The organism is Serratia sp. JSRIV002, assembly GCF_019968725.1.
Classification (GTDB): domain Bacteria; phylum Pseudomonadota; class Gammaproteobacteria; order Enterobacterales; family Enterobacteriaceae; genus Chania; species Chania fonticola_B.
Genome location: NZ_CP074143.1, coordinates 4,033,232 through 4,047,625, shown reverse-complemented (window position 1 = coordinate 4,047,625; position 14,394 = coordinate 4,033,232). Strand labels below are relative to the sequence as shown.

Genomic DNA, 14,394 nt, shown 5'->3' with positions numbered 1-14,394 from the left:
AAAATAAAACATTGTTTCAATTTTATTGATCGCGCCAAGGATAAGCGTTAGACTTGCGCCATCATGATGACAGGGGCGGGCAATATCGTTCCCCCTGTATGGCAGCAAGCTGCGGACACTGGCGGGATTGCAACGCTATCCCCACTTTTGACAAGGGCCGCTGATGCCCTGAGTACTAAGGACAAGAGCATGATTCTCGATAATTTTTCATTGCAGGGTAAAGTGGCGATTGTGACCGGTTGTGACACCGGGCTGGGACAGGGGATGGCCATAGGGCTGGCTCAGGCAGGTTGTGATATCGTTGGCGTTAACGTGGTTGAGCCGGACGAAACCATCGCCAAAGTTACTGCGCTGGGGCGTCGTTTCCTGAGCCTGAAAGCCGACCTGAGCAAGCTGGAAGTGCTGCCTGAGCTGCTGGAGCGCGCGGTAGCCGAATTCGGCCATATCGATATTCTGGTCAATAACGCGGGCATCATTCGCCGCCAGGATGCGCTGCAGTTTAGCGAAAAAGATTGGGATGACGTGATGAACCTGAACATCAAGACGGTGTTCTTCATGTCTCAGGCGGTGGCCCGCCAGTTTATTGCTCAAGGCTCCGGCGGCAAAATCATCAATATCGCCTCCATGCTGTCTTACCAAGGGGGCATCCGTGTGCCGTCTTACACCGCGTCCAAGAGCGCCGTCATGGGTGTTACCCGTCTGTTGGCCAACGAATGGGCCAGCCACGGTATCAACGTCAACGCGTTGGCTCCTGGCTATATGGCGACAAACAATACTCGCCAACTGCGCGACGATCAGGCCCGCAGCGAGGAAATCCTCGAGCGTATCCCGGCTGGCCGTTGGGGCCTGCCAGAAGATCTGATGGGGCCGGTGGTATTCCTGGCTTCACCGGCGTCGGATTACATCAATGGCTACACCGTAGCGGTAGATGGCGGCTGGTTGGCTCGCTAACGAGACAAAGAATAACCGATTGATTTTATTTGCGGAGAGCAAAAGATGAATATTGCACTGATGATGGAAAACAGCCAGGCGGGTAAAAATGCGCTGGTTCTCGAACAATTGCAGGCGGTTGCGGCTGGCAATCATGATGCGGTGTTCAACGTGGGTATGAGCGATGAGCAGGATCACCATCTGACCTATATCCATTTAGGGATTATGGCCAGCATTCTGCTGAACGCTGAAGCGGTCGACTTTGTGGTCACCGGCTGCGGTACCGGGCAGGGCGCCTTGATGTCATTGAACATCCATCCTGGCGTAGTGTGCGGTTACTGTATCGATCCTGCGGATGCTTTCCTGTTCGCTCAGATCAACAACGGTAATGCGCTGTCCTTGCCGTTTGCCAAAGGCTTTGGCTGGGGTGCTGAGTTGAACGTGCGCTATATCTTTGAGAAGGCCTTTACCGGGCGTAAAGGTGAAGGTTATCCGGTAGAGCGTAAGGAACCTCAGGTTCGTAACGCCGGTATCCTCAATCAGGTTAAGCAGGCGGTGATCAAAGACAACTACCTGGATACGCTGCGTGCCATCGATCCAGAGCTGGTGAAGACCGCCGTGAGCGGCCCTCGCTTCCAGGAATGCCTGTTCTCCAACGGCAAAAAGCCGGAGATTGTGGCGTTTGTCAAAGAACTGCTGGCCCGCGCCTGATGTTCTTCAGGTGGCCGAATTTCGGCCACCTGTTTTCCCCACCGCTTGTTGTCTAACCCAGCTACGTTAAAATGGTTTCATATTCCGTACCAAAGGAAAGATTATGAAGCTGATGTTCGCCTCGGACCTGCATGGTTCGCTCTCCGCCACCGACAAAATCCTCGAATTGTTTGCTCAAAGCCAGGCCGATTGGTTGATCCTGTTGGGCGATTTGCTCAATCACGGTCCGCGCAACGCCTTGCCAGACAACTATCAGCCAGCGCAGGTAGCCGAACGATTGAATCACGTTAGTGACAAGATCGTTGCCGTTCGCGGTAATTGCGACAGTGAAGTCGATCAGATGCTGCTCTCCTTCCCGATGATGGCCCCTTACCAGCAGGTGCTGTTAGCCAAAAGACGATTGTTTTTAACCCACGGGCACCTTTATCATCCCAACACATTACCGCCTTTAACGGGCGGGGACGTGCTGGTGTATGGCCATACGCATTTGCCCCAGGCACAAAGGCAGGGGGAGATCTACTGCTTTAATCCAGGCTCGGTCAGCATCCCGAAAGGGGGTTTTCCTGCCAGCTATGGCATACTGGCAGACGACGTCTTGAGCGTACTCGAGTTGCACAACGGCAAGGTTGTTGCAGAGGTGGCGTTAACGCACTAATTTTAGAGTCCCGATAGCTTGAAAGTGGCAGCCAGGGTTGTTCCTTGGCAGAGCTGGGACACATACCAAAAATAATTGAAGCATAACCCGTGCGCGGCATGCATCGCGCCCAAAATAGAAGGTTTTACAGGATGGCGGAACAGGATCAGGCTGCAGATACCGAGTGGGTTGATATCGTCAACGAGCAAAACGAAGTGATTGCTCAGTCCAGTCGTCAACAGATGCGTGCCCAACGGCTGCGTCATCGTGCGACCTATATCGTGGTGCATGATGGTATGGGGAAAATTCTGGTGCAGCGGCGCACAGACACCAAAGATTTTTACCCGGGTTGGATGGATGCCACCGCCGGGGGAGTGGTACAAAGCGGGGAAAACGTGTTGGATTCTGCCCGCCGTGAGGCGGAAGAAGAGCTGGGTATCGCCGGGATCCCGTTTGCCGAACATGGTCTGTTCTACTTTGAAGAGGAACAGTGCCGTATTTGGGGGGCGTTATTTAGCTGCGTCGCCAATGGCCCGTTTGCTCTGCAGGAAGAAGAAGTGGCTGAAGTGAGCTGGTTGACGCCAGAGGAGATCACCGCCCGCTGCGACGAATTCACCCCCGATTCACTGAAGGCATTATCGTTGTGGCTGACGCGTAATAACGGCCAGGACTACGGCAAGCCGCTGCCGCGCGAAAGCAGAGCCAGCTCTGGCGAGGAAGACGCCTGATTTAACGCACGGCCTTGCTGCCCATAGAGTAGCAAGGCCGTCTATTCTTCTCTTCATTTAGACCCTCCCCACTTGCCAACCGTCTGAAATCACAAATGTAACCATCAATGATGGCATTTATACTTACCCTCTCGGCCCAAATCTGCTGATTTTATCTACCTACAATTAGTTAACCCATCTCATCAAAATTTCTATCCTTAGTGCTACAAATTCAAAAAGTATAAATATCTCTATTTATCATTTGGTTATACATTGACTTTGTTTTGGTTTTGATAATTTTTGTTTTTTTATAAAAAAATCAAAACAACGTTTCTACTTTGGTCACACTTTTGCCATCCACTGAATGACGTTGGAAAAATTTCAGATATAATAATTTGAAATAGTGTTTCAGTTTGTTGGTTGGTAGATGACAGGATCATCTGGGAGACCGAAAAATGGAATTATCCTACTGTAACAAGCAACCTAACGGCATAGTGACAATGCGAGCATTGGCTGCTGATGACTGGCGGAGATTGGCCAGTGAATGCCTGAAAAAATTTATCGATTTATCACGACGGGGAGGATGCTGAACCTGGGCAGACTGCCGGGCTTGTCATTTCTATTGTTTAATAAGACTTAAATTTCACTTAACTAATTTCATTTCTTTTTCTATTTAAATGGCTATGGGTAACAACCATGAATGAAAACAGAATGCTGGGGTTAGCCTATATATCACCTTATATAATAGGGTTGATCATATTTACGGCGTTCCCCTTTGTGTCATCATTCTTGCTGAGCTTTACGGAATATGACCTGATGAATCCCCCGGTGTTTAACGGGGTGGAAAACTATCGTTATATGCTGATGGAAGACCATCTTTTTTGGAAATCGATGGGCGTCACCTTTGCATATGTGTTTCTGACCATCCCGTTAAAATTGGCATTTGCGTTAGGTATCGCGTTTGTCCTTAATTTTAAACTGCGCGGCATCGGCTTTTTCCGTACGGCGTATTATGTTCCCTCCATTCTGGGCAGCAGCGTGGCTATTGCCGTGCTATGGCGTGCTCTGTTTGCCATCGACGGGCTGCTAAACAGCTTTATCGGTGTCTTTGGTATGGATCCGGTCAACTGGTTGGGCGAGCCTTCTCTGGCATTGATGTCGGTTACGTTGCTGCGCGTATGGCAGTTCGGCTCTGCGATGGTGATCTTCCTGGCGGCGCTGCAAAACGTACCACAGTCACAATATGAAGCGGCCATGATTGATGGTGCTTCCAAGTGGCAGATGTTTATGAAGGTCACGGTACCGCTGATCACACCGGTGATTTTCTTCAACTTTATTATGCAGACCACGCAGGCGTTCCAGGAGTTTACGGCTCCGTATGTGATTACCGGGGGTGGGCCTACCCATTACACCTATCTGTTCTCACTGTATATCTACGATACCGCCTTTAAATATTTTGATATGGGTTACGGTGCCGCATTGGCGTGGATCCTGTTCCTGGTTGTGGCCCTGTTCGCCTCAATCGCCTTTAAATCATCGAAGTATTGGGTCTTCTACTCGGCAGACAAAGGTGGCAAAAATGGCTGACATGCAACAGAACCAATTACCCATGTCCAGTGCGCAGGAAATCGCTGAGCGTGAAGTTCAGCGCACATTGCGCCGGGAAAAAATCAGTGCCGCTATTCGTTACGTCGTGCTGCTGCTGGTGGGATTGTTGATGCTTTATCCGCTGGTGTGGATGTTCTCGGCCTCGTTTAAACCCAACCAGGAGATCTTCACTACCCTGGGCCTGTGGCCGGAACATGCGACCTCGGACGGTTTCGTCAACGGTTGGAAAACCGGCACGGAATATAACTTTGGTCATTACATGCTTAACACCTTTAAATTTGTGATCCCCAAGGTGTTATTAACCATTATTTCATCGACCATTGTGGCCTACGGCTTTGCCCGCTTTGAGATCCCGTGGAAGAAATTCTGGTTTGCCACGCTGATCACTACCATGTTGCTGCCGAGCACGGTGTTACTGATCCCGCAATATATCATGTTCCGTGAAATGGGCATGCTGGACAGCTATCTGCCGCTTTATTTACCGCTGGCATTTGCGACTCAAGGGTTCTTTGTCTTTATGTTGATCCAGTTCCTGCGAGGTGTGCCACGGGATATGGAAGAGGCGGCCCAGATTGATGGTTGCAACTCGTTCCAGGTGCTGTGGTATGTGGTGGTGCCGATCCTGAAACCGGCGATTATCTCCGTCGCGCTGTTCCAGTTTATGTGGTCAATGAATGACTTTATTGGCCCGTTGATCTACGTCTATAGCGTTGATAAGTACCCGATTGCGCTGGCGTTGAAAATGTCTATCGACGTGACAGAAGGTGCGCCGTGGAACGAAATCCTGGCTATGGCAAGCATCTCTATTTTGCCGTCCATCATCGTGTTCTTCCTGGCCCAACGCTACTTTGTGCAGGGCGTTACCAGCAGCGGAATTAAAGGTTAATTGAGGATCTATCATGGCTGAAGTCATTTTTAACAATCTGCAGAAAGTGTACAGCAACGGTTATAAGGCGGTGCATGGCATCAATCTGACCATTGCCGATGGCGAGTTTATGGTGATTGTCGGCCCTTCCGGCTGTGCCAAATCGACCACGCTGCGGATGCTGGCAGGGTTGGAAACCATTAGCGGCGGCGAAGTGCGCATAGGCGATCGCGTGGTGAATAACCTGGCCCCTAAATCCCGTGGTATTGCCATGGTGTTCCAGAACTATGCGCTATATCCGCATATGACGGTAAAAGATAACCTGGCCTTTGGCTTGAAGCTGAGCAAGATGCCTAAAGAGCAAATTGAAGAGCAGGTTAACGAAGCCGCCAAGATCCTGGAGCTGGAAGAGCTGTTGGATCGTTTGCCACGCCAACTCTCCGGTGGGCAGGCGCAGCGTGTGGCCGTAGGCCGCGCAATTGTGAAAAAACCAGACGTGTTCCTGTTCGATGAACCGTTGTCTAACCTGGATGCCAAGCTGCGTGCGTCGATGCGTATCCGTATTTCCGATTTGCACAAGCAGCTGAAAAAGAGCGGCAAACCGGCGACCACCGTCTATGTTACCCACGATCAGACCGAAGCCATGACCATGGGCGACCGTATCTGCGTGATGAAGCTGGGCCATATCATGCAGGTGGATACGCCAGACAACCTGTACCACTTCCCGAAAAACATGTTTGTCGCCGGATTTATCGGTGCGCCAGAAATGAACATCAAGCCGAGCAAGCTGGTAGAGCAGGACGGCAAAATCGGCCTCACCGTCGGTAACTACACCTTGACCCTCAGCCAGTATCAGCAGGATAAGGTCGCCAGCTTTGTCGGGCAGGACGTGTTCTTTGGCGTGCGGCCCGAGTTTGTATCGATTTCAGAGTCGCCGTTTGAGGGCAACCACTCTGAAGGGGAACTGGTCCGCGTCGAGAATATGGGCCATGAGTTCTTTGTTTACCTGAAGGTGAATGATTTTGAACTGACCTGCCGTATTCCTTCCGATGACGTCAAACCGATCCTGAAAAATGGGCTGCATCGTCCGGTTTACTTCAAATTCGATATGGATAAATGCCACATTTTTGATGCGAAAACAGAAAAGAATATTTCTCTTTAACAGGAGTGGTCAATAATGAAAAAAATAGTCTTACGTACCCTGGTAGCCTCGTCCATGGCGATATTTGCCCATCAGGCCTTTGCCGCTGAACAGGTTGACTTGCGTATGTCCTGGTGGGGAGGCAATGGCCGCCATCAGGTTACGTTGAAGGCGATTGAGGAATTCCAGAAGCAGAACCCGAATATCAAGGTGAAATCGGAATATACCGGCTGGGACGGTCACCTTTCACGCCTGACCACACAGATTGCCGGGGGCACCGAGCCGGACGTGATGCAAACCAACTGGAACTGGCTGCCGATCTTTTCAAAAACCGGCACCGGATTCTATGACCTGAACAAGGTGAGTGAGTACCTGGATCTGACGCAGTTTGATCCCAAAGAGCTACAAACCACCACGATTGACGGCAAGCTGAACGGCATTCCGATTTCAGTGACCGCACGTGTTTTCTATTATAACGATGTCACCTGGAAAGACGCGGGTGTGCAATATCCCAATAATTGGGATGAATTGCTCGCCGCCGGTAAAACCTTCAACGAAAAACTGGGCGATAAATATTATCCGGTGGTGTTGGAGCACCAGGATACCTTCGCACTGTTACGTTCCTACATGATCCAAAAATATAACGTCGATATTATCGATGAAGCGCAGAAGAAGTTTGCCTATAGCGAAGCACAATGGGTCGATTTCTTCCAGATGTATAAAAACATGGTAGACAGCCACGTCATGCCATCATCGAAATACTACGCCTCGTTCGGCAAAAACAACATGTATGAGATGAAGCCATGGATTGCGGGGGAATGGGGTGGGACCTATATGTGGAACTCCACCATCAACAAATACTCCGATAACCTGAAAGCACCGGCCAAGCTGGTATTGGGCCCATACCCGATGCTGCCGGGTGCCAAAGATGCCGGATTGTTCTTCAAGCCGTCGCAAATGTTTTCGATTGGTAAAAGCAGCAAGCATCCAAAAGAAGCGGCAATGTTGATTAACTTCCTGTTAAACAGCAAGGAAGGCGTTGAGGCGCTGAAGCTGGAGCGGGGGGTTCCGTTAAGCAAAGTGGCTGTCAGCCAATTGACCGAAAGTGGCGTGATCCAGGATAGCGATCCGGCGGTTTCCGGGTTGAAACTGGCGCTGTCACTGCCGCATGCCATCAGCGCTTCACCGTATTTTGACGACCCGCAGATTGTAGTGCTGTTCCAGGATGCCATTCAGAATATCGATTATGGCAAGAAAACGGTGCAGGAAGTGGCTGCTGATTTCCAGCGCCAGGGCGACCGTATTCTGAAACGCGCAATGCGCTAACAAGAATTGTCCCCACCTTATCTTGGGTGGGGGCTTATTTATCAGCTAATCATTACATTCATTAACGCTAACAGGGAAGCCGTAAGAAAAATAAATTTGTATTAAATAGCAATGACGCTTTGCCCATTTTCAAATAATAAGTATTTCAAATAACTCTATAACCCCCTTAATTAAAGTGGGGATGTCTTTTCTATAATTAAATGATAAGGGTAGTAATAATGAAATTTAAATTATTGACTCTGGTGTTAGCCTCTGTAGCAAACTTTAGTGCAATGGCCATGTCGCTTGATTTGCGCCATGAATGGCAGGATACAGCCAAAGGCGACCATAAAAATAGAATGCTGGTCTCGCATCGTTTCGATAACGGCCTGGGATTCTCTCTGGAAGCAAAATGGCGTCAGGACTCTTCAGACTCTACGCCTGATAAACCTTTCCACGAGCAGGTCAGTAATGGCACAGAAGCCGTCGTCAGCTATCAGCATAAATTTGATGCAATCACCCTGCAGCCTGGGTTCTCGCTAGAGTCCAACAGTAATAATAACGGCTATCGCCCTTATCTGCGTGCGCAGTATAACTTTACCAAAGACATTTATGTAGCGGGCAGATATCGCTACGAATATAAGCGTACCACCTCAAAAGGTTCAGAGGGGGATGAGAAAACCAACCGTGGTGATTTTTGGTTAGGTTATAACTTCTACAAGGACTGGTCGGCCGAATATAACTACGTGTATAAGAGCAGCAACAAGGTTATTTTTGACGACGGCAAAACCGATTACGAGCATAACGTCAAGCTGGCTTACAAGTGGGATAAAAACTGGAAGCCTTATGTTGAAGTGGGGAACGTGAAGCAGGATAGCCAACACGATAACCGCCAGACGCGCTACCGTGTTGGGGTCTCTTATAGCTGGTAAGCAAGGGTGAAACTACCGGGAATACCGACTTATCGGCGGGTTCCCGGTATCGTCATCGTTAGCAGCTGCTACGACGGCACAGGGTTGAAGGGATCGAACCTTTGGGCTGCCAGGGCTGATCGTTCAAACGTGCCAACAATGCCTTACCTGCCTGAATACCAATCTCCTTATGCGGCACGGTCATGGTCGTCAGCGGTGGCTGGCAGACCTGGCTGACCTCGCTGTTACCAAACCCCACGATCGCCAGCTGTTCCGGTACCTTGATGCGCCGCCGCTGGCATTCATACAGCGCGCCGCAGGCCAGTTCATCAGACGCACAGACCAAGGCATCCAACTCAGGCCAGGCCAGTAAAAACTCCGGCAATTGCTGGGCGCCGAGGCTAAAGCTTGCGGGTTGCGCGGCATTAATCACCCGATGAGGGGACATGTGGTTCTGCAGTAGCGCTTTGTGCCAGCCTTGCAGATGCTGTTGGAAAATCCACTGTTCCTGATTAGCACACAGCAGCCCAACATTCTGATACCCGCTGGCAATCACGGTTTGCGTGAGCTGATACATGGCGGCGACGTAATCGATGCCGATATTGATGTCGATCGGGTCGGTACGGATTGCTCCAATTTCCACTACCGGAATATTGGCTGCGGTTAATGCCTGACGGGTATTTTCAGAATGCTCAATGCTTAACAGCACGGCCGCCGCCAGGTTGTAAGAGAGCAGGGTTTCCAGCAACGTTTCTTCACGCTCGATATGATGTTGGGACTCGGCTAGCATGATCTGGTAACCCGCCGGTTGCAGTACCCGCTGTAACCCTGCAAACATATCCGCACAGCCGGACTCGGAAAAACTCGGCACCACCATGGCGATGGTATAAGAAGACGCCGAGGCTAACGAACTCGCCGCCAGGTTGGGGAGATAACCTAACTCACTGACCGCCGACTCAATTTTTTCTCTCAGCTTATCTGAAACCTGTTCCGGCGTGCGTAGCGCCCGCGAGACGGTCATGGTGCCCACGCCTGCCAATTGGGCTACGTCGGCCAGGGTAACCCGGCCGGTACTGCGTCGTTTTCTACCGATCGACATTGCTGATCCTGACTGAAATGCGCGCATAACGCATAAATGAGCTCATGGGTTGAAACCCATTACTGGGCTTCGTCGTTCCCGCTTCTGTGCCCATTCTACCCCGTTCCTTTGGCGATCGATAAAAAAACTGAGCCGCCGGGTTTCATCCCCGATAGTTTTGATAGCGCTATCACAGATCTGGATGAAGGATTTTTGGTAGCGCTATCTTTGTGCGATAAGTCACAGTTTAACCCCTGCACGTTGATTAAAGTTTTACCGTCGCCGGGCTTTTCCATGACGGCTACGTGCCATCAAACGATCCATAGCCAACAGATTTCGTCCCGTTTAGGTTCGGAAACTCTGGCGGTTTAAGGGAAAAAACCCATAAGGAGGAGATGTGCTCAACGACTGGCTGAACGCCGACCATATTCAACTGTGCGATCAGGTTATTGACTGGCAGGAGGCGGTCACATTGTGTGCTCAGCCACTGCTGCAGCGCGGTGTGATCACCGCTGATTACCTGACAGCCATATTTCGCCAACATCAGGCGCTGGGGCCCTATTACGTGTTGGCACCCGGTATCGCGATGCCCCATGCCAGGCCGGAGGAAGGCGCCAAAGCGCTTGGTCTTTCACTATTAAAGATCAATCAGGGCGTGCATTTTCAGTCCGAAGATAACGATCCGGTCTTCATCGTGGTGATGCTTTCCGCTCCAGATAGCAGTAGCCACATTGAAATGATCTCGCAGCTGGCCGAGTTATTTTCTGATAGCGAAGCCATGGAGAAACTGTTCCTGGCGCAAACCAAACGGCAAATTGAGGATGTTATCGCTAATTATTAATCTCTAACCGGTTATACCCGCAGCTTTTGATAATACTCAGCATCCGATAGATATCGGGTGACGCTATCCTACACATAAAATCTGGCAGGTAAGAATAATGAAAATCATGGCTATTTGTGGCTCAGGATTGGGCAGCAGTTTTATGGTGGAAATGAACATCAAGAAAGTGCTGAAAAAAATGAATATTGAGGCGGAGGTTGAACATTCCGATCTTTCCTCGGCAACGCCGGGCGCGGCAGATATCTTCGTGATGGCGAAAGATATTGCCGCTAGCGCCAGTGTCCCAGCCGACCAGTTAGTGGTGATCAGCAATATCATTGATATTAATGAGCTTGAAGCCAAGCTGCGTGCTTACTTCACAGCCCACTCCATTATTTAATCTAACCCATTGGCGAGGTGGATATGTTTATCCAGGAAACGCTCAGGTTTGTGGTTGATATATTAAAGGTCCCGGCGGTATTGGTCGGGGTGATTGCCTTGATTGGTCTATTGGCACAAAAGAAATCTTTTTCTGACGTGGTCAAAGGGACGGTTAAAACCATTCTGGGCTTTATTGTGTTGGGCGGTGGGGCGACGGTATTAGTCGGCTCACTGAATCCATTGGGTGGCATGTTTGAGCATGCGTTCAATATTCAGGGCATTATTCCCAATAACGAAGCCATTGTCTCTATCTCACTAGAGAAATACGGTGCCTCCACCGCGCTGATTATGGCGTTTGGCATGGTGGCCAACATCATCGTGGCTCGCTTTACCCGCTTGAAATACATCTTCCTGACCGGGCACCACACCTTCTACATGGCCTGTATGATCGGCATCATCCTTACCGTGGCCGGTTTTGAGGGCGTACAGTTGGTGTTCACCGGAGCGCTGACTCTGGGATTGGTGATGGCGTTCTTCCCGGCTATCGCCCAGCGCTATATGCGCCGCATTACCGGTAACGACGACATTGCCTTTGGCCATTTCGGCACCTTGGGCTATGTCCTTTCCGGCTGGCTCGGTTCCAAGGTGGGGAAAAACTCGCGTTCCACCGAGGAGATGAACTTACCTAAAAACCTCAGCTTCCTGCGTGACAGCTCGATTTCCATCTCGATGACCATGATCGTGATCTACCTGATCCTGGCTATCTGCGCGGGCCAGGATTACGTCGAAAGCCAATTGAGTGGCGGGCAGAACTACCTGGTGTACTCGATTATTCAGGCGATCACTTTTGCCGCCGGGGTATTCATCATTCTGCAAGGTGTGCGCCTGATCCTGGCCGAGATCGTCCCGGCCTTTACCGGCTTCTCGGAAAAACTGGTCCCTAATGCCCGCCCGGCGCTGGACTGCCCGGTGGTCTATCCCTACGCCCCCAATGCGGTGTTGATTGGTTTCCTGTTCAGCTTCCTGGGTGGCTTGGTGGGTCTGTTCTTGCTCGGCCAAATGAAGATGGTACTGATCCTGCCGGGCGTGGTGCCGCACTTCTTTACCGGGGCCACTGCCGGGGTGTTCGGCAATGCGACCGGTGGGCGGCGTGGTGCCATGCTGGGGGCATTTGCCAACGGTTTGTTGATTACCTTCCTGCCGGTGCTGTTGTTACCGGTACTGGGCGCGCTGGGTTTTGCCAACACCACTTTCTCCGATACGGACTTCGGCGTGGTGGGGATCGTGTTGGGCAATATGGCACGCTTCCTGACCAAAGAAATGATCATGGTCGCGATCGTCGCCATCTTTGGCCTGCTGGTCGCGCATAACTTCCTGGGAAAACGCAAAGATGTCCCAGCCAGAAATAAGGAGGAAAGTTCATGAGCAACATCGTGACTGATTTGACGCAATTGGCCGGGGCGATCCGTCTGGAAACGCTGAAGGCCCTCACTGGGCTGGGGTTTGGCCATTACGGCGGCTGTATGTCGGTGGTTGAAACGCTGGCGGTGCTGTATGGCGAAGTGATGCGTATCGATCCAGGTGACCCGGATTGGCCTGAGCGCGATTATTTCGTGCTGTCGAAAGGCCATGCTGGTCCGGCACTGTATAGCGTGCTGGCGCTTAAGGGCTATTTCCCGTTGGAACAGCTGCAAACGCTCAACCAGAATGGCACCCGGTTGCCGAGCCACCCAGATCGCTTGCTAACCCGTGGGGTGGATGCCACTACCGGATCGCTCGGGCAAGGGGTCTCTATTGCAGCCGGTATGGCGCTTTCACACCAACTGGCAAAGCGCAGCAACCGGGTATTCTGCATCCTGGGGGATGGTGAACTGAACGAAGGCCAATGCTGGGAAGCGTTCCAATTTATCGCCCACCACAACCTGCATAATTTGACGCTGTTTATTGATTACAACAAACAGCAGTTGGACGGCACGCTGGATGAGGTGATCAAACCCTTCGATCTGGCCGGTAAATTCCACGCCTTCGGTTTTGAGGTGCAAACCGTTCGTGGGGATGACATTGCCGCGATCCGTGATGCCGTATTGCCGGAACGCAGTGGCGAGCAGCGGCCGTTGGTGGTGATCCTCGATAGCCTCAAGGGGCAGGGCGTGGCGTATCTGGAGAACCTGAAAAACTCACACCATCTGCGCTTAACGCCAGATGTTCGTAGCGAAATTGAAAAGGCCATTGCCGACCTGGAGGCCGCCTATGTTTAACCTGGAAATGCCGTTTGAAAAAGACGCCGTAGAAATGCGTAAGGTGTACGCCAGCGTGATCCGCCAACAGGCCGAAGCCGATACGCCGGTGATTGCACTGGAAGCCGATCTGATGAGTTCGATGGCGATGGATGGCGTACATAAGGATCACCCAGAGCGGGTCATCAACTGCGGCATCATGGAGGCTAATGTGATTGGCGTAGCCGCCGGTTTGTCGCTGACCGGGCGGGTCCCTTTCGTCCACACCTTCACCGCTTTTGCCAGCCGCCGCTGTTTCGATCAGCTGTTTATGTCGTTGGATTATCAGCGCAACAACGTCAAGGTGATCGCTTCCGATGCCGGGGTCAGCGCCTGCCATAACGGCGGCACGCATATGTCGTTTGAAGACATGGGGATCGTGCGCGGCCTGGCGCATTCGGTGGTGTTGGAGGTGACCGATGCCACCATGTTCGAGGATATTTTGCAGCAACTGGTGAAGTTGCAAGGCTTCTACTGGGTACGAACCATTCGTAAGCAGGCGACACGCATTTATCCTGCAGGCTATCGTTTCACCATCGGCAAGGCTAATCTGCTGCGTGACGGCAGCGACATTACGCTGATCGCCAACGGCATTATGGTCGCCGAAGCGTTGCAGGCGGCTCAGCAACTGCAACAGCGTGGTATCAGCGCGGCGGTGATTGACATGTTTACACTCAAGCCTATCGATCGTGAAATCATCAAAACCTTTGCGGCGAAAACCGGCAGGATCGTCACCTGCGAGAACCACAGTATTCATAATGGGCTTGGTTCGGCGGTGGCGGAGGTGCTGGTGGAAGAATGTCCGGTACCGATGCGGCGAGTGGGAGTCAAAGGCCGCTATGGGCAAGTGGGCACGCAGGAGTTCTTGCAGCAGGAGTATGGCCTGACGGCGGCGCATATTGTGGCGGCGGCGGATGAGTTGTTGACCCCTCACCCCAACCCTCTCCCAAAGGGAGAGGGAGCTGATAGGCGGTGCTCTGCTGGAAGTAAATAGGTCATCTCAACAAATTTACCTCAACACTTTCCC

At 51.5% G+C, this 14,394-nt stretch carries 14 protein-coding genes and 1 pseudogene; 14 read left to right on the top strand and 1 reads right to left on the bottom strand.

Features of this window, described 5'->3' with window-relative positions; all coding sequences use genetic code 11:
* Positions 1-189: 189 nt before the first annotated feature.
* The 9 genes from kduD to KGP26_RS18970 all read left to right on the top strand — a co-directional run bounded on the left by kduD (position 190) and on the right by KGP26_RS18970 (position 8,833).
* The gene (gene kduD, locus KGP26_RS19010; RefSeq protein ID WP_021806011.1) at positions 190-951 is read left to right on the top strand and encodes a 2-dehydro-3-deoxy-D-gluconate 5-dehydrogenase KduD; all 762 of its coding nucleotides are present in this window, start codon (positions 190-192) and stop codon (positions 949-951) included.
* A gap of 45 nt (positions 952-996) precedes the next feature.
* Positions 997-1,641 carry an RpiB/LacA/LacB family sugar-phosphate isomerase gene (locus KGP26_RS19005; protein WP_021178550.1) on the top strand — a complete coding sequence of 215 codons (645 nt, stop codon included), beginning with the start codon at positions 997-999 and terminating at the stop codon, positions 1,639-1,641.
* Between the two features lie 103 nt (positions 1,642-1,744).
* On the top strand, positions 1,745-2,296 hold the full coding sequence (gene yfcE, locus KGP26_RS19000; protein ID WP_021806010.1) for a phosphodiesterase: 552 nt from the start codon (positions 1,745-1,747) through the stop codon (positions 2,294-2,296).
* Positions 2,297-2,427: 131 nt separating this feature from the next.
* Positions 2,428-3,003 carry an NUDIX hydrolase YfcD gene (gene yfcD / locus KGP26_RS18995; protein ID WP_021178548.1) on the top strand — a complete coding sequence of 192 codons (576 nt, stop codon included), beginning with the start codon at positions 2,428-2,430 and terminating at the stop codon, positions 3,001-3,003.
* A 675-nt stretch (positions 3,004-3,678) separates the two neighbouring features.
* Complete coding sequence (locus tag KGP26_RS18990; RefSeq protein WP_024530676.1) at positions 3,679-4,569, top strand: carbohydrate ABC transporter permease; 891 nt, start codon at positions 3,679-3,681, stop codon at positions 4,567-4,569.
* The gene (locus tag KGP26_RS18985) at positions 4,562-5,476 is read left to right on the top strand and encodes a carbohydrate ABC transporter permease (protein ID WP_059201296.1); all 915 of its coding nucleotides are present in this window, start codon (positions 4,562-4,564) and stop codon (positions 5,474-5,476) included. Before KGP26_RS18990 ends, KGP26_RS18985 begins: the two co-directional genes overlap by 8 nt.
* Before the next feature lie 13 nt (positions 5,477-5,489).
* Positions 5,490-6,617, top strand: a complete 1,128-nt coding sequence (locus tag KGP26_RS18980) for an ABC transporter ATP-binding protein (RefSeq protein WP_021806009.1) — start codon at positions 5,490-5,492, stop codon at positions 6,615-6,617.
* Positions 6,618-6,632: 15 nt separating this feature from the next.
* Positions 6,633-7,922, top strand: coding sequence for an ABC transporter substrate-binding protein (locus tag KGP26_RS18975; protein WP_059201295.1), 1,290 nt, complete (start codon positions 6,633-6,635; stop codon positions 7,920-7,922).
* A 218-nt stretch (positions 7,923-8,140) separates the two neighbouring features.
* On the top strand, positions 8,141-8,833 hold the full coding sequence (locus KGP26_RS18970; protein WP_021806007.1) for an oligogalacturonate-specific porin KdgM family protein: 693 nt from the start codon (positions 8,141-8,143) through the stop codon (positions 8,831-8,833).
* A 58-nt stretch (positions 8,834-8,891) separates the two neighbouring features.
* Here KGP26_RS18970 and KGP26_RS18965 read toward each other — a convergent pair whose 3' ends face one another.
* Positions 8,892-9,911 (bottom strand): LacI family DNA-binding transcriptional regulator, encoded by a 1,020-nt coding sequence (locus KGP26_RS18965; protein WP_021806006.1) that lies wholly within the window; start codon positions 9,909-9,911, stop codon positions 8,892-8,894.
* Between the two features lie 376 nt (positions 9,912-10,287).
* On the opposite strand from KGP26_RS18965, the gene KGP26_RS18960 reads away from it, so the two are divergent.
* From KGP26_RS18960 to KGP26_RS18940, 5 genes and pseudogenes are all read left to right on the top strand, one after another.
* Positions 10,288-10,731, top strand: a complete 444-nt coding sequence (locus KGP26_RS18960; protein WP_209522603.1) for a PTS sugar transporter subunit IIA — start codon at positions 10,288-10,290, stop codon at positions 10,729-10,731.
* 97 nt (positions 10,732-10,828) lie between these two features.
* Entirely contained in the window at positions 10,829-11,110 is a 282-nt protein-coding gene (locus tag KGP26_RS18955) for a PTS sugar transporter subunit IIB (protein ID WP_021178540.1), read from the top strand.
* A 23-nt stretch (positions 11,111-11,133) separates the two neighbouring features.
* Positions 11,134-12,516 (top strand): PTS ascorbate transporter subunit IIC, encoded by a 1,383-nt coding sequence (locus tag KGP26_RS18950; protein ID WP_059201293.1) that lies wholly within the window; start codon positions 11,134-11,136, stop codon positions 12,514-12,516.
* Positions 12,513-13,349, top strand: a complete 837-nt coding sequence (locus tag KGP26_RS18945; RefSeq protein WP_223664439.1) for a transketolase — start codon at positions 12,513-12,515, stop codon at positions 13,347-13,349. The genes KGP26_RS18950 and KGP26_RS18945 overlap by 4 nt, the downstream gene beginning before the upstream one ends.
* Positions 13,342-14,292, top strand: a pseudogene (locus tag KGP26_RS18940) (transketolase family protein); the annotation flags it as partial. The gene KGP26_RS18945 and the pseudogene KGP26_RS18940, both read left to right, overlap by 8 nt.
* Positions 14,293-14,394: the final 102 nt, after the last annotated feature.

Coding starts and splice junctions, on each gene's coding strand:
- KGP26_RS18970 (WP_021806007.1), top strand. CDS start 8,141: ATGAAATTTAAATTATTGACTCTGGTGTTAGCCTCTGTAGCAAACTTT.
- KGP26_RS18965 (WP_021806006.1), bottom strand. CDS start 9,911: ATGTCGATCGGTAGAAAACGACGCAGTACCGGCCGGGTTACCCTGGCC.
- KGP26_RS18945 (WP_223664439.1), top strand. CDS start 12,513: ATGAGCAACATCGTGACTGATTTGACGCAATTGGCCGGGGCGATCCGT.
- yfcD (WP_021178548.1), top strand. CDS start 2,428: ATGGCGGAACAGGATCAGGCTGCAGATACCGAGTGGGTTGATATCGTC.
- KGP26_RS19005 (WP_021178550.1), top strand. CDS start 997: ATGAATATTGCACTGATGATGGAAAACAGCCAGGCGGGTAAAAATGCG.
- KGP26_RS18950 (WP_059201293.1), top strand. CDS start 11,134: ATGTTTATCCAGGAAACGCTCAGGTTTGTGGTTGATATATTAAAGGTC.
- kduD (WP_021806011.1), top strand. CDS start 190: ATGATTCTCGATAATTTTTCATTGCAGGGTAAAGTGGCGATTGTGACC.
- yfcE (WP_021806010.1), top strand. CDS start 1,745: ATGAAGCTGATGTTCGCCTCGGACCTGCATGGTTCGCTCTCCGCCACC.
- KGP26_RS18955 (WP_021178540.1), top strand. CDS start 10,829: ATGAAAATCATGGCTATTTGTGGCTCAGGATTGGGCAGCAGTTTTATG.
- KGP26_RS18980 (WP_021806009.1), top strand. CDS start 5,490: ATGGCTGAAGTCATTTTTAACAATCTGCAGAAAGTGTACAGCAACGGT.
- KGP26_RS18985 (WP_059201296.1), top strand. CDS start 4,562: ATGGCTGACATGCAACAGAACCAATTACCCATGTCCAGTGCGCAGGAA.
- KGP26_RS18975 (WP_059201295.1), top strand. CDS start 6,633: ATGAAAAAAATAGTCTTACGTACCCTGGTAGCCTCGTCCATGGCGATA.
- KGP26_RS18990 (WP_024530676.1), top strand. CDS start 3,679: ATGAATGAAAACAGAATGCTGGGGTTAGCCTATATATCACCTTATATA.